The sequence below is a fragment of the Microbacterium sp. SL75 genome (assembly GCF_026625865.1).
Taxonomy (GTDB): domain Bacteria; phylum Actinomycetota; class Actinomycetes; order Actinomycetales; family Microbacteriaceae; genus Microbacterium.
In genome coordinates this window covers 515,731-537,969 of the sequence record NZ_CP113067.1, presented here as the reverse complement: position 1 = coordinate 537,969, position 22,239 = coordinate 515,731, and the positions used below count along the sequence as shown (strand labels likewise).

The window sequence follows — 22,239 nt, the reverse complement described above, 5'->3', positions numbered from 1 at the left end:
TCGCTGTTGTCGCTGAACGCTCCGCGTTCTTTTTCGACGACCCCGTCAGCCGCGCCCGTATCGGGTGCATCAACCTCCAGGACTCCATCGTGCTTTACGCCCAGAGCGTCGCCGACCTCGTCGGCAACACCCCCCTCGTCCGTCTTTCTCGCGTCACCGGGGGCATCGCCGCCACGGTCCTCGCGAAGATCGAGTACTTCAACCCCGGCGGCTCCGCCAAGGACCGCATCGCGGCCAACATCGTCGACGCCGCCGAGCGCGACGGCCTGCTCCAGCCGGGCGGAGTGATCGTGGAGCCCACCAGCGGCAACACCGGGGTCGGGCTCGCGCTCATCGCGCAGCAGCGCGGCTACCGCTGCGTCTTCGTGGTGCCCGACAAGGTCGCCGAGGACAAGCGAGCGGTGCTGCGCGCCTACGGCGCCGAGGTCGTCGTGACGCCGACGAACGTCGAGCCCGACGACCCGAACTCTTACTACAGCGTGTCCGACCGTCTCGTGCGTGAGATCCCGGGTGCGTTCAAGCCCAACCAATACGCCAACCCGAACGGCCCGCGCAGTCACTACGAGACCACCGGTCCCGAGATCTGGCGCGACACCGACGGTCGGCTCACGCACTTCGTCGCGGGCGTCGGCACGGGCGGCACGATCAGCGGCACCGGCCGCTACCTCCGCGAGGTCGCGGGCCCGGCCGTTCGTATCGTCGGCGTCGATCCGGTCGGCTCGATCTACTCGGGCGGCGACATCCACGGCTACGACGTCGAGGGCGTCGGCGAGGACTTCTGGCCCCCGGCCTTCGACCCGACTCTCGTGGACGGCTACGAGCGCGTCTCGGATGCCGAGTCCTTCGCCATGACCCGTCGCCTCGCCCGCGAGGAGGGCCTGCTCGTGGGCGGGTCCAGCGGAATGGCCGTCGTCGGAGCCCTCCGGGTTGCGCGGGATCTCCCGGCAGACGCCGTGGTCGTCGTCGTGCTCCCCGACCACGGTCGCGGTTATCTCAGCAAGATCTTCGACGACGACTGGATGATCGAGCGCGGCTACGACGTTGCACCCGTGGCATCCCTTCTTCCGACCCCTTCCGAGGAGCACTCCGCATGAGCACCCACGACGACGCCCGCGGCTTCGACAGCCTCGCCGTCCACGCCGGACAGGCGCCCGACGAGACCACCGGCGCCGTGATCCCGCCGATCCACGTCTCGACGACGTATGCGCAGGACGGGATCGGCGGCCTCCGCGGCGGCTACGAGTACGGTCGCAGCGGCAATCCCACGCGCACCGCGCTCGAGACGCAGATCGCCGCTCTCGAGGGCGGCCCCCGGGCGCTGTCGTTCGCCTCCGGTCTCGCCGGTGAGGACGCCCTGCTGCGCGCCGCGCTCGTCCCGGGAGACGAGGTCCTCCTCGGCAACGACGTCTACGGCGGCACCTACCGGCTGCTGGCGCGGGTGCTCGGTCCCTGGGGGATCACCCTCCGTGTCGTCGACATGAGCGACCTGGATGCCGTGGCCGCCGCCATCGCGGAGCGCGCACCGCGGATGGTCTGGGTCGAGACCCCCAGCAACCCCATGCTGCGGATCACCGACATCGCCGGTCTCGCCCGGCTCGGGCACGAGGCCGGGGCGATCGTCGTGGTGGACAACACCTTCGCCTCGCCGGCCCTGCAGCGACCGCTGTCGCTCGGCGCCGATGTCGTGGTGCACTCGGCGACCAAGTACCTCGGCGGGCACAGCGACGTCGTGGGCGGGGCGCTGGCCTTCGCCGACGCGGAGCTCGCCGAGAAGGTGCAGTTCCTGCAGTTCGCCGCGGGAGCGGTGTCGGGTCCGTTCGACGCATACCTGACCACGCGCGGCATCAAGACGCTCGCCGTGCGCATGCAGCGCCACAGCTCGAACGCGCAGGCCGTCGCCGAGCACCTCGCCGGCCACGACCGTGTCGCGCAGGTGTACTACCCGGGTCTGCCCTCGCACCCCGGGCACGAGCTGGCGGCGCGCCAGATGAGCGGTTTCGGGGGCATCGTCTCCCTCGCTCTCGCCGACGGCCCGACCGCCCGCCGCTTCGCGGAGTCGACGCGTCTGTTCACGCTCGCCGAGTCGCTCGGCGGCGTCGAGTCGCTCGTCAACTACCCCGATGCCATGACCCACGCCTCCGTCCGCGGTACCGAACTCGCGGTGCCCGACACGATCGTGCGCCTGTCGGTGGGGATCGAGTCGGTCGACGACCTGGTCGCCGACGTCGACCAGGCGCTCGCCTCCCTCTGAGCGGGACCGCTCCAGGCGCGTCTCTTTGTGCGCGCCTGCCTTCGCACGCGCCTGCCTTCGCACGCGCCTGCCTCCGCGTGCGCCTGCCTCCGCGTGCGCCTGCCTCCGCGTGCGCCTGCCGCGGGCGCCGCGCCGGCCGCGGGCACCGCGCCTGCCGCGGGCGCCGCGCCGGCCCGGTATTCACGCATAAACGCGATCCGCGCCCATAAACGCGTGGAGAGAGCGTTTACGGGCGCGGATCGCGTTTATGCGGGTGCCTCGTCCGGGAGGGAAGCGGGTCAGCGTTCGGCGCGGGCCAGGTTCTGCGGGAGCTCGTCGGCGTTCTGACGGACGACGTACGCCGGCTGGTCGCGCTCGACGCGCCAGCTCTCGCTGAGGGGGCCGACGTTGACGGTGTCGAAACCGAACTCGTCGTAGATACGGGTCACGAGGGCGACGGCCTCGTCGGAATCGCTCGAGGTGGCGAGGGCGCGACGGTTCTCGGAGCCGGCGGGAGCGCCGTCGGTCAGGATGTCCGCGGCGGGGATGTGATTGAACGCCTTCACGACGGTGGACTCGGGCAGGTGCTCCTGCAGCATCTGCGACGTGGTGGTCTTGTTCTCGTCGAGAGCGGCGATGTGGCCGTCGCGCTCGAAGTAGTAGTTGTTGGTGTCGAGCACGGTCTTGCCGGCGAGGGGAGCGGCGGGCACGGCGTCGATCGCCTTCAGCGGGACGGTGACCACGACGATGTCGCCGGCCTCCGCGGCATCCTGTGCCGTGGCGGCGCGCGCCTTGTCGCCCACCTCGGCGACGAGATCGGCGAGGGTCTCCGGTCCGCGGGAGTTCGCGATCACGACGTCGTAGCCGTTCTTCGCGAAGCCCTTGGCGAGGGCCGAGCCGATGTGTCCTGCTCCGATGATTCCTACGGTTGTCATGCGAGTGCAGAACCGGTGCGCCCGCTCGCGCATTCCCGGGAGCGGTACCAAGAATTCAGTGGACTGAATAGTTAGCAGTATGAGTAATCGGTGTCAAGCGGTCCCGGCCCGGGAATGACGGGATTTATCGTCATCTTGTCGCACCCTCACGCGAGTGGTCGCAGTCCGGTGTTCGGGTCACCGTCCTGCTTGACCTGTGAGGGCGACGGCCCCCGGTGGACGCGGCTTCGGACCACCGGGGGCCGCTTTCTTCTCCCGCCTCGTCCGGGTGGGGGGCGCACCGGTGGGACACTGGATGCCGGCGGGATCGGACCCGCCCCGACCCCGAGGAATCGCTTCGTGACGACCGCCATCCGCCCGCCCCGCACCGCCCGCTTCTACGCCGTCTGTGTCGGCGTGGGTCTGCTCGCGGGACTCATGTCGGGCCTGTTCGGCGTGGGCGGCGGCACGGTCATCGTTCCTCTGCTCGTGCTCCTGCTCGGCTTCGACCAGCGCCTCGGCGCGGGAACCTCTCTCGCCGCGATCGTTCCCACGGCGTCGGTCGGTGTCATCACCTACGCCGTCGACGGGCACGTCGCATGGCTGCCGGCCCTCATCCTCGCAGCGGGGGCCGTGGGGGGAGCGCAGATCGGCACCTGGTTGCTGCCCAAGCTCTCGCAGACGGCCCTGCGCTGGGCCTTCGTGGCCTTCCTCCTCGCGGTGATCGTGAGCCTGTACTTCGTCATCCCCTCTCGCGACGCCGAGCTCGAACTCACCTGGATCACCGGCCCCGGGCTCGCGCTGCTCGGTGTGATCACCGGCATCCTGGCCGGGCTGCTCGGTGTCGGCGGCGGGATCATCGTCGTCCCCGCCCTGCTCCTGTTCTTCGGAACCAGCGACCTCGTCGCCAAGGGCACCTCGCTGCTCATGATGATCCCGACCGCGGTGTCGGGGACGGTCGGAAACCTGCGCCGGTCGAACGTCGACCTGCCGGCGGCGCTGTGCGTCGGGCTCGCGGCGTGCGCGACGACCGCCGTGGGCGCGCAGATCGCCAAGGCCGTCGACCCCTTCGTCGCCAACGTGTTGTTCTCGATCTTCCTCGTCTTCATCGCCTCGCAGATCGCGGTGAAGGCCGTGCGCGGCCGCCACCAGCGCTGACACCCCCGGTCTCACGGGCCCGCTCGGTAGACTGGGGGAGTGCCCGTGAACCCCGAACTCGTCGGTCGAGTCTTTCCGCCGACCGCTCCCTATCTGGTCGGCCGCGAGAAGGTGCGTGAGTTCGCCCGCGCCGTCTTCGCCGACGCCCCGCAGCACAGCGACCCCGAGGCCGCCCGCGCCCTCGGGTACGCCGACGTGGTGGCGCCGCCGACCTTCGCGATGGTCGTCCAAGACCTCGCGCTCCAGCAGCTGCTCGCCGAGCCCGACTCGGGCATCGAGCTCTCGCGTCTCGTGCACGCGGAGCAGCGCTTCCGGTACACGCGCCCGATCGTCGCGGGCGACGAACTCGTCGCGACGCAGTCGGTCACCGGCATCCGCACCATGGGCGGCAACGCCATGATCACGAGCGAGGCCGAGATCGTGGATGCCGACGGCGCCCACGTCGTGACCACCACCAGTGTCCTCCTCGCCGGGGAGGCCGGAGCATGAGCGCGTTCACCGTCGGAGACGTCGTCGCCGAGCGATCGGTGCACCTGACCCGCGAGTCGCTCGTGCGCTATGCCGGTGCGTCGGGCGACTTCAACCCCATCCACTACCGTGACGACGTCGCCGCAGCGGTGGGCCTGCCCGGTGTGCTCGCGCACGGCATGCTCACGATGGGGATCGCGGTGGGCACCCTCGCCGAGGCGCTGGGCGACAGCGGACGCATCGCCGAGTACGGCGTGCGTTTCACTCGCCCCGTCGTGGTCGACCCCGAGACCGGAGCCGACCTGCACGTCAGCGCCAAGGTCGCGGCCGTCGACGACGAGACCGCGCGCATCGACCTCACCGTGACGTTCGCCGAGACCACCGTGCTCGGCAAGGCGCAGGTGCGGGTGCGGTTGTCCTGATGCCCGAGGTCGCCCCCGTTCCCCTTTCGCAGTTGACCACCCTCCGCACGGGGGGTGAACCCGCCCGTCTCATCGAGGCCACGACGCCCGACGAACTGGTCGGTGCCCTTCGCGAGGTGTGGATGCAGGGCGAACCGTGGTTCGTCCTCGGCGGCGGGTCGAACCTGTTCGTGGGCGACGAGCCGTTCGAGGGCACCGTGATCCGGGTGCGGACGACCGGCATCGAAGAGCTTCCGGGGTCGAGCGCCCACACGGTGCGCCTCAGGGTGCAGGCCGGCCACGACTGGGACGCCCTGGTCGCCGAGACGGTGGAACGCGGGCTCGCGGGGATCGAGGCGATGTCGGGCATTCCCGGCACGGTCGGCGCCGCGCCCGTGCAGAACGTCGGAGCCTACGGCCAAGAGATCGTGCAGACCCTCGTCGAGGTGGAGTTGATCGACGAGTCGACGGGCGAGGTCTCGACCGTGCCGGCTACGCAGCTCGGCCTGGGTTTTCGCACCTCGGTGCTGAAGCACCACTACGGGTCGGTGCCCGAGCGGCCCGCGGTCATCCTGTCGGTGACGCTCGAGCTCGAGCGGGTGGGCGCAGAGGAGCGGCCCATCGCGGGAGACCAACTGCGCGGTGCCCTGGGCCTCGAGCCCGATCAGGCGGTGTCGCTGCGGTGGATCCGCGACCACGTGCTCGCGACCCGAGCTCGCAAGGGCATGGTGCTCGACGCCGAGGACCCCGACACATGGAGCGCCGGCTCGTTCTTCCAGAACGCGATCGTGTCGGAGACCTTCGCGCGCACCCTTCCCGCGCAGTGCCCGAAGTGGCCCCTCGCGCCGGTGCTCGACCCGGTGACGGTCATCCCGCTCGCCGCCTTCGAGGGCATCCTGCCCCCACCCCCCATCGTCACGCGCGACGTCAAGGTGAGTGCGGCGTGGCTGATCGAGAACGCCGGGCTCCACCGGGGCTTCCGGTTCCCGCGCTCGCGCGCGGGCCTGTCGACCAAGCACACGCTCGCGCTGACGAACCGCGGCGAGGCGACGGCGGCCGAGATCGCCGAGCTCGCCCGCTTCGTGCAGAACCGTGTGGCTTCGGAGTTCGGCCTCGTGCTGCAGCCCGAGCCCGTCCTGGTGAACGTCGAGCTCTAGCCCCCGACCTGCTGGCCCGGTCGTGCTGTGCCGTCGGGCGGAGTTCGTGGGTGACGTGCCGTGCCGGATGCTGTGGGATCGGCGTGTCCGTCTCGGTCTCCGCGGAACGGTCCGGTCTGCCCCGATTCCTGCTGGCCCGGTCGTGCTGTGCCGTCGGGCGGAGTTCGTGGGTGACGTGCCGTGCCGGATGCCGTGGGATCGGCGTGTCCGTCTCGGTCTCCGCGGAACGGTCCGGTCTGCCCCGATTCCTGCTGGCCCGGTCTTGCTGTGCCGTCGGGCGGAGTTCGTGGGTGACGTGCCGTGCCGGATGCTGTGGGATCGGCGTGTCCGTCTCGGTCCCCGCGGAACGGTCCGGTCTGCCCCGATTCCTGCTGGCCCGGTCGTGCTGTGCCGTCGGGCGGAGTTCGTGGGTGACGTGCCGTGCCGGATGCCGTGGGATCGGCGTGTCGGCGGCGATCTCCGCGCGACGGTTCGGCGTGCGAGCGCCGGCGCGGCGTCCCCCCGAACGCCGCGCGATGGTCGACGAACGGCGGTGCCGGTCACCACGACGGGTGACCGGCACCGGCCGGACGTCAGGACTCAGGCGAACAGGCGCTGGAGGCGCTGGATGCCCTCGAGGAGCTGGTCGTCGCCCAGGGCGTACGACAGACGCAGGTAGCCGCTCGGGCCGAAGGCCTCGCCGGGCACCACGGCGACCTCGGCCTGCTCGAGGATGAGGTCGGCCAGCTCGAGCGAGGTGGTGGGGGTGACGCCGCCCCACGAACGGTTCAGCAGGCCGCGCACGTCGGGGTAGGCGTAGAACGCGCCGAGCGGGTTGGGCACCTCGACGCCGTCGATCTTCGCCAACTCCGACACGATCAGCTTCCGACGGCGGTCGAAGGCGAGTCGGAACTGCTCCGCCTCGTCCTGCGGTCCGTCGAGGGCGGCGGCCGCGGCGATCTGGGCGACGTTGTTGACGTTGCTCGACAGGTGCGACTGCAGGTTGCCGGCGAGCTTGATGGCATCCGCCGGTCCCACCATCCAGCCCACGCGCCATCCGGTCATGGCGTACGTCTTCGCGACGCCGTTGACGAGGATGGTCTGCTCGGCGAGCTCGGGGACGGCCTCGACGATCGAGACGGCCCGTGCGCCCTCGTAGGTGAGGTTCTGGTAGATCTCGTCGGTGATGACCCAGATGCCGTGCTCGAGGGCCCAGCGGCCGATCTCGGCCGTCTCTTCGGGGGTGTAGACCGAGCCCGTGGGGTTCGAGGGCGACACGAAGACGAGCGTCGTCGTCTTGTCGGTGCGCGCGGCCTCGAGCTGGGCGACCGTGACCTTGTAGTCCTGGTCGGCACCGGCGAACACCTCGACGGGAGTGCCCTCGGCGAGGGCGATGGCCTCGGGGTAGGTCGTCCAGTAGGGAGCCGGCAGCAGCACCTCGTCGCCGGGGTTCACCACGGTCTGGAACGCCTGGTACACCGACTGCTTGCCGCCGTTGGTGACGATGACCTGCGACGGCGCGACCTCGAGGCCCGAATCGCGCAGCGTCTTGGCGGCGATCGCCTCACGCAGCACCGGAAGACCGGCGGCCGGCGTGTACCGGTAGTTCTTGGGGTCCTGCAACGCCTTCGCCGCGGCGTCGACGATGAAGGACGGGGTGGCGAAATCGGGCTCTCCGGCCGCGTACGAGATGACCGGTCGGCCGGCGGCCTGGAGGGCCTTGGCCTTGGCGTCGACCTTCAGGGTCGCGGACTCGGCGATGGCGGACAGCTTGCGGGAGAGCGGGGCGCGGGAAGTCACGGTTCCGAGCCTACTGTTCGCGCTCGCTCCCGCCGAGGGGTATGACCTCGAGCGCTGCGTGCGGAAGACGAAACACGGGTCCACTACCGTGGCGGGGTGATCGCTGAAACCCCCACGTTGTTGCCCTCTCGTCGACGAGGTCTGGGAACTCTCGTCCGCTTGGGGGTGGCGACCCTCATCGTCGGTCTGGCGACCGGTCTCGCGGTGCTGCTCCTGGTCTTCATCGTCCACTCCCTCGAACACCTCGTGTGGGGCCACGAGGAGGGCCCGTTCCTGGACGGTCTCGCATACCCCTCGGTCTGGTGGCTCCCGATCGTGACGGTCGGCGGCGCGGGTGTGGTGGCCGCGCTCGGGTGGTACCTGCTCCGTCGCTTCGGGCGCAAGCTCGCCACCGTCGAGCAGGGGGTGGACGGATCCCGGATGCCGTTCTGGGAGACACTCCTCGACACCGTCCTCCAGGTCGGTTCGGTCGCGATGGGAGCCTCGATCGGCAAGGAGGTCGCCCCGCGCGAGCTCTCGGCCATGGCGGGATCGAAGATCGTTCGCTGGTTCCGCCTCGACGCGCGCTGGCGCCGCATCCTCATCGCCTCCGCCGCGGGCGCCGGTCTCGCCGCCGTCTACAACGTGCCGCTGGGGGGCGCCCTGTTCGCGGTCGAGATCCTCCTCGCCCAGTTCAGCGTGGGCGCGGCCGTCGTCGCCCTCAGCGTCAGCACGATCGCGACCCTCGTCGCCCGCCCCCTCGTCGGCGAGGAGTCGCTGTATCACGTGGCATCCCTCGAGGTGAATCCGTCCCTCCTGGTCGCAGCCCTGCTCATCGGGCCGCTGATGGGATGGGGAGCCTCGAGTTTCGCGGCCGTGACCAAGAAGCTCTCGAGGTTCCGGCCCACGGGCTGGAAGCTGCTCGTGGTGCTGCCGCTCACCTTCACCGCGGTGGGAGCGCTGGGCGCGGCCTTCCCGCTCATCCTCGGCAACGGCCGGGCACTGGCGACCGCGGGTTTCGACCTGTCGCAACCGGCGCTCCTCCTGCTCGCCCTCGCGGTGCTGAAGTACGTCGCGACCACCGTCTCACTCGGCTCCGGCGCGATCGGCGGCACGCTGCAGCCCTCCGTCGCGATCGGCGCGGCACTGGGGGCGGCGGCCGCCGCGGGGTGGGCGGTCATCTGGCCGGGTGCCGACGGCACGGCCCTGGCGATCGTCGCGGCGGCGGCGTTCCTGGCATCCAACATGAGAGCGCCGTTCACCGCGATCGCGCTGATCATCGAGTTCACCGACACCGGCTTCACGCTGCTGCTGCCGATCTTCCTGGCCGTCGCGGGCTCGCTCGCCGCTTCGCGGCTCACCTCGCGCGAGAGCCTGCGCGGCTTCGCGCCGATGGATCCGGCTCGCCCCTAGAACCGGCCGCCGCGCGGCGGGGGATCGACCGGGTCCTCGACGAGCGGGTGCAGATCGCCCGGCCGTCGCCGCGCCACGCGAGCCCCCTTTTCGAAGCGGGGCGGGGGCTCGCGCGACGCGGCCGGCGTCAGTCGAGGTACTTCGCGTACGCCGGCAGGGTGAGGAACGCCGGGAACTCCGGTCGCAACGCCACCTCGCGGAACACCGCTGCGGCGTCGTCGAAGCGGTCGCCGTTCGAGCGGGGCACCTCGGCCAGCACCTCGTCGAGCAGCCCCTCGACGAACGCTCGGGTGATCGCGGTGCCCTCGGCGGTCTCGCGATCCTGGTGGATCCACTGCCAGATCTGCGAGCGCGAGATCTCGGCGGTCGCGGCATCTTCCATGAGGTCGTCGATCGCCACCGCGCCGAGCCCCCGCAGCCACGCCTCGATGTAGCGGATCGCCACCGAGACGTTGCCGCGTACACCCGCCGTGGTCACCGGCAGGCCGATGCGCAGGTCGAGCAACTGCCGCGGCTCGACCGATACGTCCTCGCGCAGGCGGTCGAGCTGGTTCTCGCGCTCGCCGAGCACCGCGTCGAACTCGGCGCGCGCCACCGGGATGAGGTCGGGGTGCGCGACCCACGTGCCGTCGAAGCCGTCGCTGGCCTCGCGCCGCTTGTCGGCGGCGACCTTCTCGAACGCGGCCTCGGTCACCTCGGGTCGGCGGCGGTTGGGGATGAACGCGCTCATGCCGCCGATCGCGTACGCGCCCCGCTTGTGGCAGGTGCGCACGAGCAGCTCGGTGTAGGCCCGCATGAACGGCACCGTCATCGTCACTTCGCTCCGGTCGGGCAGGACGAACCGCGCCCCGCGCCCGCGGTAGGTCTTGATGATCGAGAAGATGTAGTCCCAGCGCCCGGCGTTCAGTCCCGCGCAGTGGTCACGCAGGGCGAAGAGGATCTCCTCCATCTCGAAGGCCGCGGGCAGCGTCTCGATGAGCACGGTCGCGCGGATCGTGCCGTGGGCGAGGCCGAGACACTCCTCGGTGAACGAGAACACGTCGTCCCAGAGCCGAGCCTCTTCGGCCGACTCGATCTTCGGCAGGTAGAAGTACGGCCCCCGACCCGCGGCGATCAGCGCGTGGGCGTTGTGGAACGCGTACAGCCCGTAGTCGACGAGCGATCCGGATGCCGGCAGCTCGCGCCCCGCGCGATCGACGAACGTCAGATGCTTCTCGGGCAGGTGCCATCCACGCGGGCGCATCACGATGGTCGGCGTCCGTTCGGCGGTCACCTCGTAGCGCTTTCCCTCGGGGCTCGTGAACGACAGCTGCCCGCGGATCGCGTCGAACAGCGAGAGCTGACCGCCGATGACGTTGCGCCAGGTGGGGGAGGTGGCATCCTCCTGGTCGGCCAGCCACACCCGCGCGCCGGAGTTCAGCGCGTTGATGGTCATCTTCGGATCGGTGGGGCCGGTGATCTCGACGCGGCGGTCCTCCAGGCCCGGACCGGCGCCGGCCACACGCCACGACGGGTCGTCGCGGATGTGCGCGGTGTCGGCGCGGAAATGCGGGTCGTCGCCCGTGCCGATCTCGAAGCGGCGGCGCTCGCGCGCGGCGAGCCGGTCGTGCCGGCGTCGGGCGAAACGGTCGTGCAGCTCGGTGAGGAAGGCGAGGGCCGCGGGCGTGAGGATCTCGCCGTCGCGCCCTTCGAGCGAGCGCTCGAGACGCAGGTGCGGGGCGGATGCCGGGATGCCCGGCATCCGTGATCCTTCGGTGGAGGTGGGCGGGGGAGAGGTGATGAGGGTCATGGTCGTGGCTTTCTGTGCGTGGCGCCCGCTCTCCCCGCCCGCTGTCCGGTGCGACCCGTGCTGAGTGTCCAAGAAACCCGGACGGATTCTCGAAAGGTCCGGGTGTTCTGGACACTCAAGCCCGGATCGCGACCAGGGCGGGGCGGGGAAGGGGTAGGGAAGGGAAGAGAGGGTTAGTGAAACTGGGCGGTCTCGGTCGAGCCGGCCAGGGCGAGGGTGGCGCTGGCGGGGTTGAGGGCGGTCGAGACGACGTCGAAGTAGCCGGTGCCCGCTTCGCGCTGATGGCGCGTGGCGGTGTACCCGTGGGCTTCGGCGGCGAACTCGGCCTCCTGCAGCTCGACGTACGCGCTCATGGCGCGTTCGGCGTAGCCGCGGGCGAGGTCGAACATCGAGTGGTTGACGGCGTGGAAACCGGCCAGCGTGATGAATTGGAAGGCGTAGCCGAGAGCGGCCAGGTCGGCCTGGAACGTGGCGATCTGCTCGTCGTCGAGGTGGCGCTTCCAGTTGAAGCTCGGCGAGCAGTTGTACGCGAGCTTCTTGCCCGGGTAGCGGGCGTGGATCGCCTCGGCGAAGCGGCGGGCGAGCTCGATGTCGGGCTCGCCGGTCTCGACCCACAGCAGATCGGCGTACGGCGCGAAGGCGAGACCGCGCGCGATCACGGAGTCGAGGCCCGGCCGCACGCGGTAGAACCCCTCGGTGGTGCGCTCTCCGGTGAGGAACTCCGCGTCGCGCGGGTCGACGTCGCTGGTGAGCAGGTCGGCGGCCAGAGCATCGGTCCGGGCGATGATCACCGTGGGCACGCCCGCGACATCGGCCGCGAGCCGTGCGGCGTTGAGGGTGCGGATGTGTTGCTGGATGGGCACGAGAACCTTGCCGCCGAGGTGACCGCACTTCTTCTCGCTCGCGAGCTGGTCTTCCCAGTGGATGCCGGCAGCTCCCGCCTGGATCAGCGACTGCGCGAGTTCGTAGGCGTTGAGCGGCCCACCGAAGCCCGCCTCGGCGTCGGCGACGATCGGGGCGAGCCAGTCCCGCGTTATCTCGCCCTCGGCGCGCTCGATCTGGTCCTGACGCAGGAGGGCGTTGTTGATGCGGCGGACGACCGCGGGGACCGAGTTCGCGGGGTACAGGCTCTGGTCGGGGTAGGTCTGGCCGGCCAGGTTCCCGTCGGCGGCGACCTGCCAGCCCGACAGGTAGATGGCCTTCAGCCCCGCGCGCACCTGCTGTACGGCCTGGCCGCCGGTGTAGGCACCGAGTGCGCGGACGTACTCCTCGGTGTGGATGAGGTTCCACAGGTTCTCGGCCCCGCGACGGGCGAGGGTGGACTCCTCGCGGACACTGCCACGGAGGCGGACGACGTCTTCGGCCGAGTAGGTGCGCTCGATGCCGTCCCACCGCGGGTCGTTCTCCCACGCGGCGCGGATCTCGTCGGCGGTCTCGGTCTGGTCGCCGGGACGCAGGGGCTGCGGGGCGGGGGTGGCCTGGATCGTCATGAGCGTTCTCCTTTCGGATGCCGGGGCGGCGGTGCCCCGTGGAGACCACTGTCGGCGAAGAACGTCGTGTCGAAACAGGATTCGTGGTGTGAAGATCGCGCGATCTTCTGTTTTCGTGAGAACGTGGCGTATGGACACCGGCGTCACCGCTTCTTCGGCATCCCTTCCCTTCGACGATGGAGAGGTGGACACGCTCACCATCGGACGACGCATCCGACAGCTGCGCACGGCGCGGGGGATGACCCTCGACGACCTCGCCGGAGCGGTCGACCGTGCCCCGAGCCAGATGTCGATGATCGAGAACGGCCGCCGCGAGGCCAAGCTCACGCTGCTGCAGGCGATCGCCCGCGCGCTGGAGTGCAAGCTCGATCAGATCCTGGATGCCGAGCCCCTCGACCCCCGCGCCGTCCTCGAGCTGTCGGTGGAGAGGGCCATGCGCGGCCAGACGTTCCAGGCGCTGGGGATCGAGCCGTTCCGTGTGGGCCGAGCGGTGCCCGACGAGGCGCTCGCGGCGATGCTCGCGCTCCAAGCCGAGATCGAACGCCTCCGCGAGGAGCGCTCGGCCACGCCCGAAGAGGCGCGGCGAGCGAACGTGGCGCTGCGACGGCTGATGCGCAGACAGGACAATCATTTCCCGGAGCTCGAGCGAGTGGCATCCGGGATCCTCGATCGGATCGAGCACCCGGGTGGACCGCTCACCCAGCGCGGGGCGAGCGACATCGCCGCCCACCTCGGTTTCACGTTGCACTACGTGCCCGACCTCCCCTCATCGACCCGCAGCATCGCCGACGTCAAGAACGGGCGGCTGTACCTGTCGACCAAGGTCGCGAAGGGCGATCCGCGAGCGGCGGTCCTGCAGGCGCTGTCGAGTCGGATCCTGGGGCACGGCGAGCCGACGAGCTACGACGAGTTCCTCCGCCAGCGGGTGGAGACGAACTACCTCACCGGGGCGCTGCTCATGCCCGAGGCCCACGTCGTGTCGGCCCTGAGTGAGGCGAAGGAGCGGCGCACGCTCAGCATCGAAGATCTCCGTGACGCCTACTCGGTGTCGTACGAGACCGCGGCTCACCGCTTCACCAATCTCGCAACCGTGCACCTCGGCATCCCGGTGCACTTCCTCAAGGTGCACGAGTCGGGAACGATCACGAAGGCGTACGAGAACGACGACGTGAACTTCCCCACCGACCGCCTCGGCTCGATCGAGGGCCAGATGTGCTGCCGGCGGTGGACGAGCCGCGTGGTGTTCGAGGAGGACGACCTCTTCAACCCGTACTACCAGTACACCGACACCGGCAACGGGACGTACTGGTGCACCGCCCGTGTCGAGCAGTCGAGCGAGGGGGCCCACTCGGTGAGCGTGGGGGTGCGCTTCGACGACACGAGGTGGTTCCGCGGGCGGGACACCCCGAATCGCGGCGTCTCCCGGCATGCGGTCGAGACGTGCTGTCGCCGCGCGCCGGCGGAGCTCGAGGCCGCGTGGCGCGACAAGGCGTGGCCGAACGTGCGGACACCTCGGACGCTGCTGGCGACCCTGCCGACAGGGGCGTTCCCGGGGGTCGACACGACGGAGCTGTACGAGTTCCTCGAGGCGCACGCGCCGGGCGAGTAAGCGCGCGGTGTGCAACATGCACAACGGCGAGGCAATGTGGGGCGAGGTGCCCATGTCGTGCGTCGAGCGGCGGCAATAACGTGTCCAGCACCCGCACCGTCCCTCTTCCGCAAAAGGACACTCCCATGGCACGTATGGCCCACGCCGACGACTTCGCCCTCAGCCGCGTGACACCCGACGCCCAGAAGCACTGGTTCGGCATCGCCGTGCAGCGCTTCGGCCAGGTCTCGGCCCTGTCGCAATTCCTCCTCGGTGCCACCCTCGGGTACGCGATGACCTTCAGCGAGGCGTTCCTGGCGCTGCTGCTCGGCTCGATCATCCTCGAGGTCATCATGTGCATCGTCGGCATCATCGGGCAGAAGGAGGGGCTCAACACCGCGCTGCTGGCCCGCTGGACCGGTTTCGGCGAGATCGGGGCCTCCCTGGTCGGGCTCGCGATCGGTATCAGCCTCATCGGCTGGTTCGGCATCCAGTCGGCCATCTCGGCCGAGTCGCTCGACTCGCTGCTGCCGGGTCTGATGCCGATGTGGGCGTGGAGCCTGCTGTTCGGTCTCGCCGTCACCGCGATCGTGGCCGTCGGCTTCGTCGGAATGCAGTGGCTCGCCAACATCACCGTGCCCCTGTTCCTCGTGCTCGTGGGCTGGTCGATCATCACCGAGCTCAGCAACCACTCGATCGGCGACCTGCTCACCTCGCCCGCCCCCGGACCCACCATGTCGGTGTGGCAGGGAACGGCGATCGTCGCCGGAGGCCTCATCGTCGGCGCCATCATCACCGCCGACATGACCCGCTTCAACCGCTCCAAGGCCGACGTCGTCAAGCAGACCGTCGTGGGCGTCTCGCTCGGCGAGTTCGTCATCGGCCTCTCGGGAGTGCTGCTGGCCCACGCCGCGCAGACGGGCAACATCGTCGCGATCGTCACGTCGTCGGTCGGCCTCGTGGGACTCATCATCGTCATCACCGGCACGCTGAAGATCAACGACTGGAACCTGTACTCGTCGACCCTCGGCCTGGTGAACTTCATCTCCACCGCGTTCGGCAAGAACCTGAACCGTGTCAGCACCACCATCGTGCTCGGCGTGGTCGGGTCGATCCTCGCGGCCGCCGGCATCCTGTCGCAGTTCACCGGCTTCCTCATCATCCTCGGCGTCGTCTTCCCGCCCATCGCCGGAATCATGGTCGCCGAATACTTCATCGTGCGTCGCTGGCGCGGCGAGCTCGACGCCTCGCGCGCCGAGGGCCGCCTGCCGCTCACCGCTCCCCGCCTGGTTCCCGTGACCCTGGTGGTCTGGCTCGTCTCGGCCCTCGTCGGCTACTTCGTGACCTGGGGTATTCCGGCGATCTCCTCGCTCGTGCTCTCGATCGTGCTGTACACCGTCGCCGGCAAGCTCGGCTGGGTGCGCGGTGTCGGCGAGGCGACCACCGCGCAGGCTTCCATGCGCGACGCCGCCCCCGTGGCATCCTGACCCACCCCCTCCGAACGAAAAGAGCTCCACCCATGCACATCGGCATCGACGTCGGCGGCACCAACACCGACGCAGTGCTCATGGACGGCAAGGACACCCTCGCCGGCGTGAAGAAGTCCACCAGCCCGGATGTCACCACCGGTATCGTCGACGCGATCGCCGCCCTGCGCGCCGAACGCGACTTCGCCGGCTCCGACATCGACGCGGTCATGATCGGCACGACCCACTTCATCAACGCGCTCGTGCAGGCCCAGCGGCTCGCCCCGACCGCCGCGGTGCGGCTCGGTCTTCCCGCCACGAAGGCCCTGCCGCCGCTCGTGGACTGGCCGAGCGTCCTCACCGACGCGATCCAGGCGCGCAGCTACCTCGCCCACGGCGGCTACGAGTTCGACGGGCGGCCGATCTCGCCGCTCGATGAGGACGAGCTGCGCGGCATCGCCGACGACATGAAAGCGAACGGCGTGCGCTCCGTGGCGATCTCGTCGGTGTTCTCGCCGGTCAATCACGACCTCGAGGTGCGCGCGGCCGAGATCCTCGGCGACGTGCTGGGGCCCGACGTGGCCATCTCGCTCTCGCACGAGATCGGCCGGATCGGTCTGCTCGAGCGCGAGAACGCGACGATCATCAACGCCGCGCTCCGCGAACTCGCCTCCGAGATCGTCGACGGGCTCACCGCGGCGGTGCGCGCGGAGGGGATCGAGGCCCCGATCTTCCTCAGCCAGAACGACGGCACGCTGATGGACGAGGACTACGTGCGCCTGTATCCCGTCGCCACCTTCGCATCGGGTCCCACCAACTCGATGCGCGGCGCCGCGCTCACCAGCGGCCTGCAGACGTGCGCGGTGGTCGACATCGGCGGCACGACGGCCGACATCGGTCTGCTCAACGCCGGCTTCCCCCGCGAGACGGCGAACGAGGTCAAGGTCGCCGGCATCCGCACCAACTTCCGGATGCCGGACGTGCTCTCGATCGGCATCGGCGGCGGATCGATCGTCGATGAAGAGACCGCGGAGGTGGGGCCCGCATCGGTCGGTTACCGCCTGACCGAGGAGGCGCTGGTGTTCGGCGGCTCCACGCTCACCGCGACCGACATCGCCGTCGCGGCAGGTCGCGCGAACGTGGGCGACCCCTCCCGCGTCGCGCACCTCGACCCCCACTTCGTCCAGCGCGTGCTCGTACGCATCGCCGATCGCGTGGCCGAGGCCGTCGACCGCATGCGCACCTCGCCCGAGCCGATCCCGGTCGTCGCCGTCGGCGGCGGCAGCATCCTCCTCCCCGAGGAACTGCCCATGTTCGGCGCTGTGCATCGCCCCCTCAACTACGCGGTCGCCAACGCCATCGGCGCGTCCATCGCCCAAGTGGGCGGCGAGATCGACAAGGTCTACGCGATCGAGCCCGGCCGCCGCGACGAAGGCATCGCCGCGATCCGCGCCGAGGCCGTCGACAAGGCCATCGCCGCGGGCGCGCGACCGTCGTCGGTGTCGATCGTCGACTTCGACGAGGTGCCGATCCCCTACCTGCCGGGTAACGCCACCCGGGTGCGCGTGAAGGCCGTGGGCGATCTCGACATGGGCGTGCGGGCGTGAGCTGGCAGCTCACCCCGTCGGTCGTGGGCGACCTCGCCCGCGGCGCCGCGGTGCTCGGCACCGGCGGCGGGGGAGACCCGTACATCGGCGCGCTGCTCGCCCGCCAGGCACTGGCCGTCCACGGGGCGGTCACGGTCGTGGGCCTCGACGAACTGCCCGACGACGCCCTCGTGCTGACCGTCGCGATGATGGGGGCCCCGACCGTCATGGTCGAGAAGCTCCCGAGCCTCGAAGAGGTCGTCGCACCCGTGCACGCGCTCGGCGCCTCGCTCGGGCGCCCCGTCACCCACATCGCGTGCGCCGAGGCCGGCGGGGTCAACTCGACCATCCCGATCGCCGCCGCAGCAGCCCTGGGCCTGCCGCTGCTGGATGCCGACGGCATGGGCCGCGCGTTTCCCGAGCTGCAGATGGTGCTCCCTACGCTCTACGGCATCACCGCATCGCCCCTCGCCTTCGCCGACGAGAAGGGCAACACCGCCGTGCTGTCCACGATCGACAACACCTGGACCGAACGCATCGCGCGCGTCGCGTGCGTCGAGATGGGGTGCTCGGTCATGCTCGCCGGTTTCGCCATGTCGGGGGCGAGCGCACGCGAGGCGCTCGTGCCCGCATCGCTGTCGGCGTGCCTGTCCATCGGACGCGGCATCGTCGCGGCGCGCGACGCGAAGACCGACCCGGTCGCCGCGGTCGTCGCCGCCCTCGGCGGGCGCGAGGTCTTCGAGGGCAAGGTCGTCGACGTCGAGCGCGGGACCACCGCGGGCTTCGCCCGCGGCAACGCCCGCATCGAGGGCCCGGGCGACACGCTGACGCTGTCGTTCCAGAACGAGCACCTCATCGCGCGCACGACCACCGGCATCCTTGTCACGACCCCCGACCTCATCATCGTGCTCGACGCCGAGAGCGCCGAGCCCATCACCACCGAGGGGCTTCGCTACGGCCAGCGCGTGCGCGTGGTCGCCGCGCCGAGCGACGAGCGCTGGCACGGTGCCGACGCCCTCGCCATGGTCGGACCCGGCTATTTCGGCTACGACCTGCCCTCCCACCGCTTCGACGGAACCATCGAGAACTCGGAGACCGCCGCATGAGCTGGACCCTGACTGCCGCCGACCTCCCCGACCTGGCCCGCGGCGCAACGTTGCTGGGAACCGGGGGCGGCGGCGACCCCTACATCGGGCAGAAGCTCGTGGAGCGCGTGCTCGGCGCGGGGAGCATCACCGTGCTCGACCCCGACGAGATCGCCGACGACCTGTTCGTGATCCCCACCGCGCAGATGGGCGCCCCGACCGTGATGGTCGAGAAGATCCCGGCCGGCACCGAGCCCACGCTTGCGCTGCGCACCCTCGAGAAGCACCTCGGCCGCACCGCCGATGCGACCATGCCGATCGAGTGCGGGGGCATCAACTCGATGATCCCGCTCCTCGTCGCCGCCGAGACCGGTCTCCCGGTGGTGGATGCCGACGGCATGGGCCGCGCCTTCCCGGAACTGTCGATGGAGACCTTCGCCGTCTACGGCGTGCACGGTTCGCCCCTCGCCCTCGCGGGGGAGCGCGGCGAGACCGCCGTCATCGACACCGGCGACGACGACCGTCAGATGGAGTGGCTGGCCCGTGGTGTCACGATCCGCCTCGGCGGAGTGTCGCACATCGCCGAGTACGCCATGACCGGGGCCGACGTGCGCCGCACGGCGATCCCGCGGACGCTGTCGATGGCGCTGGCACTGGGTCGTGGCATCCGCGAGGCCCGTGAGCAGCATCGCTCGCCGTTCGAGGCCATCGCCGAGACCCTCTCGACCACCCTCTATCCGCATGTGCGGGAGCTGTTCGTGGGGAAGGTCGCCGACGTCGAGCGGCGCACCACCGACGGCTTCGCGAAGGGACGGGCGACCATCGCCGCCCTCGGGCCCGAGGACGACTCGACCCTCGAGGTGGCGTTCCAGAACGAGAACCTCGTCGCCCACCGTGACGGCGTGCTCGTGGCGATCGTGCCCGACCTCATCTGCATCACCGACATCGAGTCCGCCGAGCCCATCACGACGGAGGGCCTGCGCTACGGCCAGCGCGTGCGCGTGCTCGGCATCTCGACGCCCGACATCATGCGCACCCCCGGCGCGCTCGCCGCATTCGGCCCTTCGGCGTTCGGTCTCGCCGACGCGTTCACCCCGGTCGAGCAGCTCGAGCCGGAGGACGCCCGCGCGCTGATTACCCTGTGAGCATGAGAACCCTCGGGCCCGACCGCCTGCCGGCGCTGGCCCGGGGGTTCTCGCTGCTCGGCTCGGGCGGGGGCGGGGCCACCACCCTGCTCGAGCTCATGGCCGCCGAACTGCTCGACGGCCCGGTCGAGGTGCATGACGTCGACGACCTCGACCCGCTCACCCCCTGCGTCGCCGTCGGTTTCGCCGGGTCGACCTACCTGCTGGGCGAACGCGTGCCCGCTGAAGACGCCTTCGTGCCGCTGCTGGCTGCGGCCGAGCGCTGGACCGGGGTGGCGGCAGTGGCCGTGTGCGCGATGGAGGGGGCCGGCCTGAACGGCCTCACGCCGTTCCTCCTCGCCCGCGACCACACGCTCGTCGACGCCGATCTGATGGGTCGCGCGCTGCCCGGGATCGACCAGCTCTCCCTGGTGGTCGACGCCGTGCCCGGTGTGGTGCTGGTCGCCGACACCGGAGGGGGCGTCATGGTCGTGGAATCCCCGCGGCCCGCCGACGTCGAGAGCCTCGTACGCGCGAGTCTCATCCGAGCCGGGGGTGCCGGCGCCGTTCTCGTCGCGGGCTTCACCGTCGGCGACCTGGCGGCCCATGGCATCCCGGGCACCTTCGCCCGGGCGGCCGCGCTGGGCGACGCCGATGTCTTCGGCGAGAGCCTCCCCGGTGGGCGGGTCCTCGCGGCGGGACGGGTGAGTGCGGTGGACGCCGTTCCCGACGACCCCTTCGTCCGATCGGTCGAGCTGACCGGCGACGACGGTGCGCTGCTGCGCCTGGTCGCACGGTCGGAGTTCCTCGCGGTGACCCGCGACGGGCGGACGATCGCGGCATCCCCCGACATCCTCGTGGCGATCGACAGCGTGTCGGGCGACGTGCTTCAGGTCGATGCGGTCACGCTCGCCCGTCACGTGCGCGTGGTGTCGCTTCCGGCGCCGGCGTGGTGGACGGCCGCCGCCGGCCGCCTCGCGCACGTGGTGCCCGCCGTCTATGGGTTGCCCGATCTGGAGGTGGAGTCGTGACGACCGCGCTGCGATTTTCGCCCCGCCAACCGAGGAGAGCGCCGTGACGCCCCTGGATCTGCGCGCGCTGCTGGCGCACCCCACGAACGGCCGGGTCCGTGTGCTGGTCGACGCCCCGGGCGTCGAGGCCTTCGCCGGTGTGGTGGTCGCCGCGCGCGAAGCGCTGCTGCCCGAACGGGGAGACGGCGACCTCGCCGCGCTCATCGAGCGACCGCCCTCGGCGCCCTGGCAGCAGGACGCCCTCGTGCGCCGCGTGCGCGACCGCGGCTTTCGCGGTCTCGCCCTCTCCGGGGCGGATGTGCTGGGGGCCGGCAGTCGCGGCCTCGCCGCCCGCCTGGGGCTCACCCTGCTCGCCGTCGACGACCCGATGGCCCTGGCCCGCGCCGGGTGGGAGCTCGTTCAGGGTCGTGACGCCCTGACGCTCGGGTACGTCAGGCGCGTGGCGCAGTCGATCGAGTACTCCGCCGCGCACCTGGCCGACCTGCTGCGCCACCTCTCGGCCAGCGTCGGACACGGTGTCGCGCTCATCGACGCCGAGGGCGTGCTGCTGCAAGCCGGTGGTGACCTGCCCGAGCCGGTGAGAGCGGCGATCGACTTCGGCCTCTGGCAGGACGTGGTCTCGGTCGCCGAAGGAGCGGCCGCTTCGGTGCGCGTCGACAGCCCGAGCCGCGCGGGGCTGCGGCTGGCCGTCTTCGGGGCGGGGCTCAGCGCCGCGCAGCTGTCGGCCCTGGCCGTGGCGGCGGAGGTGGCGATGCCGGCGGTGGCCGCGCGCATCCTCATCGACGAGGTGGCCGACGTGAGCGATGCCGCCGTGGCATCCGGTCTGCTCCGGGAGTTCCTCGAGGCCCGAGACGCCCGCGACCCCGATGTCGAGCAGCGCATGAGCGAGCGGGGCTGGCGCACGGGTGGGTACCACCTCGCGTTCCGCATCGCCGGGCGCCGTCGGCTCGAGACACTCGAGCTGCTGCGTTTCGTTCGGCGGATCCTCGCTGCCCTCCCCGTCGACTCGCAGGCCGTGACCAGCGGCCGCGGCGTGACCGGCTGGTTGAGCTTCGCCGAGCCGCCGGCACCGGACCGCCTCGACGAGCACGTCGCCGCCGTGCGCGCCCTGCACGACCAGGCGCGCCGCTCGTTCGACGTCGCAACCGGCGTCGGGTCGCTCGACAGTGGCGCGAGCGGGCTGTTGCGCAGCATCGACGGCGCGGTCGACGGCGCGCGCATCGCCGCCGGACGCGCCGCGACGGGCTGGTTCGTGCGCGTCGACGCCCTGGGCATCGAGCAGGTGCTGCTGTCGTGGGCCGGGTCCGACACCTTCGTGCCCGCCGCCGAGTCGCTCCTCGCTCCTCTCGCCTCGCAGGGCCCGGAACTGCTCGAGACGTTGACGGCCTACCTCGACCACGAGTCCGGCGTCTCGGCCACGGCGACCGCCCTGGGCCTGCATCGCAATACCGTGGCGATGCGCATCGCTCGCGCGCAGGAGTTGCTCGGCGTCGACCTCACCGACACCGACGCCCGTCTCGCCCTGCACCTCGCCTGCCGCGCGCTGCGCTGAGGCCGTCGCGGGGGCGCCAAGTGCCTGGC

18 protein-coding genes are annotated in these 22,239 nt (G+C 70.9%); 14 read left to right on the top strand and 4 right to left on the bottom strand.

Annotated elements, in window-relative coordinates:
• Positions 1-89 precede the first annotated feature (89 nt).
• Both OVA17_RS02470 and OVA17_RS02465 read left to right on the top strand, forming a co-directional pair.
• Positions 90-1,094, top strand: coding sequence for a pyridoxal-phosphate dependent enzyme (locus OVA17_RS02470; RefSeq protein ID WP_267787956.1), 1,005 nt, complete (start codon positions 90-92; stop codon positions 1,092-1,094).
• Positions 1,091-2,251: a cystathionine gamma-synthase gene (locus OVA17_RS02465; RefSeq protein ID WP_267787955.1), complete on the top strand. Its 1,161-nt coding sequence runs from the start codon at positions 1,091-1,093 to the stop codon at positions 2,249-2,251. The genes OVA17_RS02470 and OVA17_RS02465 overlap by 4 nt, the downstream gene beginning before the upstream one ends.
• Before the next feature lie 278 nt (positions 2,252-2,529).
• On the opposite strand, the gene OVA17_RS02460 is transcribed toward OVA17_RS02465, so the two are convergent.
• Positions 2,530-3,165: an NADPH-dependent F420 reductase gene (locus OVA17_RS02460; protein WP_267787954.1), complete on the bottom strand. Its 636-nt coding sequence runs from the start codon at positions 3,163-3,165 to the stop codon at positions 2,530-2,532.
• 339 nt (positions 3,166-3,504) lie between these two features.
• On the opposite strand from OVA17_RS02460, the gene OVA17_RS02455 reads away from it, so the two are divergent.
• From OVA17_RS02455 to OVA17_RS02440, 4 genes are read left to right on the top strand one after another with little or no spacing between them, the layout of a single operon-like run.
• On the top strand, positions 3,505-4,302 hold the full coding sequence (locus tag OVA17_RS02455; RefSeq protein WP_103205926.1) for a sulfite exporter TauE/SafE family protein: 798 nt from the start codon (positions 3,505-3,507) through the stop codon (positions 4,300-4,302).
• Positions 4,303-4,341: 39 nt separating this feature from the next.
• Positions 4,342-4,791: a MaoC family dehydratase N-terminal domain-containing protein gene (locus OVA17_RS02450; protein ID WP_267787951.1), complete on the top strand. Its 450-nt coding sequence runs from the start codon at positions 4,342-4,344 to the stop codon at positions 4,789-4,791.
• On the top strand, positions 4,788-5,192 hold the full coding sequence (locus OVA17_RS02445; RefSeq protein ID WP_267787950.1) for a MaoC/PaaZ C-terminal domain-containing protein: 405 nt from the start codon (positions 4,788-4,790) through the stop codon (positions 5,190-5,192). Before OVA17_RS02450 ends, OVA17_RS02445 begins: the two co-directional genes overlap by 4 nt.
• Positions 5,192-6,328 carry a UDP-N-acetylmuramate dehydrogenase gene (locus OVA17_RS02440; RefSeq protein ID WP_267787949.1) on the top strand — a complete coding sequence of 379 codons (1,137 nt, stop codon included), beginning with the start codon at positions 5,192-5,194 and terminating at the stop codon, positions 6,326-6,328. Before OVA17_RS02445 ends, OVA17_RS02440 begins: the two co-directional genes overlap by 1 nt.
• A 579-nt stretch (positions 6,329-6,907) precedes the next feature.
• On the opposite strand, the gene OVA17_RS02435 is transcribed toward OVA17_RS02440, so the two are convergent.
• Positions 6,908-8,107 (bottom strand): pyridoxal phosphate-dependent aminotransferase, encoded by a 1,200-nt coding sequence (locus OVA17_RS02435; RefSeq protein ID WP_267787948.1) that lies wholly within the window; start codon positions 8,105-8,107, stop codon positions 6,908-6,910.
• A gap of 96 nt (positions 8,108-8,203) precedes the next feature.
• On the opposite strand from OVA17_RS02435, the gene OVA17_RS02430 reads away from it, so the two are divergent.
• A complete protein-coding gene (locus tag OVA17_RS02430; RefSeq protein WP_267787946.1) occupies positions 8,204-9,499 on the top strand; it encodes a chloride channel protein in 1,296 nt (431 codons plus the stop codon).
• A 127-nt stretch (positions 9,500-9,626) separates the two neighbouring features.
• On the opposite strand, the gene aceB is transcribed toward OVA17_RS02430, so the two are convergent.
• Positions 9,627-11,240, bottom strand: a complete 1,614-nt coding sequence (gene aceB, locus OVA17_RS02425; RefSeq protein WP_420712435.1) for a malate synthase A — start codon at positions 11,238-11,240, stop codon at positions 9,627-9,629.
• A gap of 221 nt (positions 11,241-11,461) precedes the next feature.
• Positions 11,462-12,778 carry an isocitrate lyase gene (gene aceA / locus OVA17_RS02420; protein ID WP_267787942.1) on the bottom strand — a complete coding sequence of 439 codons (1,317 nt, stop codon included), beginning with the start codon at positions 12,776-12,778 and terminating at the stop codon, positions 11,462-11,464.
• A 130-nt stretch (positions 12,779-12,908) separates the two neighbouring features.
• On the opposite strand from aceA, the gene OVA17_RS02415 reads away from it, so the two are divergent.
• The 7 genes from OVA17_RS02415 (at position 12,909) to OVA17_RS02385 (ending at position 22,210) form a co-directional block, all read left to right on the top strand.
• A complete protein-coding gene (locus OVA17_RS02415) occupies positions 12,909-14,387 on the top strand; it encodes an XRE family transcriptional regulator (RefSeq protein WP_267787940.1) in 1,479 nt (492 codons plus the stop codon).
• Positions 14,388-14,512: 125 nt separating this feature from the next.
• Positions 14,513-15,853, top strand: coding sequence for a purine-cytosine permease family protein (locus OVA17_RS02410; RefSeq protein WP_267787939.1), 1,341 nt, complete (start codon positions 14,513-14,515; stop codon positions 15,851-15,853).
• Between the two features lie 32 nt (positions 15,854-15,885).
• Positions 15,886-17,439 carry a hydantoinase/oxoprolinase family protein gene (locus OVA17_RS02405; RefSeq protein WP_267787937.1) on the top strand — a complete coding sequence of 518 codons (1,554 nt, stop codon included), beginning with the start codon at positions 15,886-15,888 and terminating at the stop codon, positions 17,437-17,439.
• Positions 17,436-18,524, top strand: a complete 1,089-nt coding sequence (locus tag OVA17_RS02400) for a DUF917 domain-containing protein (RefSeq protein WP_267787936.1) — start codon at positions 17,436-17,438, stop codon at positions 18,522-18,524. Before OVA17_RS02405 ends, OVA17_RS02400 begins: the two co-directional genes overlap by 4 nt.
• The gene (locus tag OVA17_RS02395; protein ID WP_267787934.1) at positions 18,521-19,648 is read left to right on the top strand and encodes a DUF917 domain-containing protein; all 1,128 of its coding nucleotides are present in this window, start codon (positions 18,521-18,523) and stop codon (positions 19,646-19,648) included. The genes OVA17_RS02400 and OVA17_RS02395 overlap by 4 nt, the downstream gene beginning before the upstream one ends.
• Before the next feature lie 2 nt (positions 19,649-19,650).
• Positions 19,651-20,658 carry a DUF917 family protein gene (locus OVA17_RS02390; RefSeq protein ID WP_267787932.1) on the top strand — a complete coding sequence of 336 codons (1,008 nt, stop codon included), beginning with the start codon at positions 19,651-19,653 and terminating at the stop codon, positions 20,656-20,658.
• 43 nt (positions 20,659-20,701) lie between these two features.
• Positions 20,702-22,210 (top strand): helix-turn-helix domain-containing protein, encoded by a 1,509-nt coding sequence (locus tag OVA17_RS02385; RefSeq protein ID WP_267787930.1) that lies wholly within the window; start codon positions 20,702-20,704, stop codon positions 22,208-22,210.
• The last annotated feature ends 29 nt before the right edge of the window (positions 22,211-22,239 follow it).

Coding starts and splice junctions, on each gene's coding strand:
- OVA17_RS02465 (WP_267787955.1), top strand. CDS start 1,091: ATGAGCACCCACGACGACGCCCGCGGCTTCGACAGCCTCGCCGTCCAC.
- OVA17_RS02460 (WP_267787954.1), bottom strand. CDS start 3,165: ATGACAACCGTAGGAATCATCGGAGCAGGACACATCGGCTCGGCCCTC.
- OVA17_RS02445 (WP_267787950.1), top strand. CDS start 4,788: ATGAGCGCGTTCACCGTCGGAGACGTCGTCGCCGAGCGATCGGTGCAC.
- OVA17_RS02440 (WP_267787949.1), top strand. CDS start 5,192: ATGCCCGAGGTCGCCCCCGTTCCCCTTTCGCAGTTGACCACCCTCCGC.
- aceB (WP_420712435.1), bottom strand. CDS start 11,240: ATGCCGGGCATCCCGGCATCCGCCCCGCACCTGCGTCTCGAGCGCTCG.
- aceA (WP_267787942.1), bottom strand. CDS start 12,778: ATGACGATCCAGGCCACCCCCGCCCCGCAGCCCCTGCGTCCCGGCGAC.
- OVA17_RS02415 (WP_267787940.1), top strand. CDS start 12,909: ATGGACACCGGCGTCACCGCTTCTTCGGCATCCCTTCCCTTCGACGAT.
- OVA17_RS02410 (WP_267787939.1), top strand. CDS start 14,513: ATGGCACGTATGGCCCACGCCGACGACTTCGCCCTCAGCCGCGTGACA.
- OVA17_RS02405 (WP_267787937.1), top strand. CDS start 15,886: ATGCACATCGGCATCGACGTCGGCGGCACCAACACCGACGCAGTGCTC.
- OVA17_RS02395 (WP_267787934.1), top strand. CDS start 18,521: ATGAGCTGGACCCTGACTGCCGCCGACCTCCCCGACCTGGCCCGCGGC.
- OVA17_RS02390 (WP_267787932.1), top strand. CDS start 19,651: ATGAGAACCCTCGGGCCCGACCGCCTGCCGGCGCTGGCCCGGGGGTTC.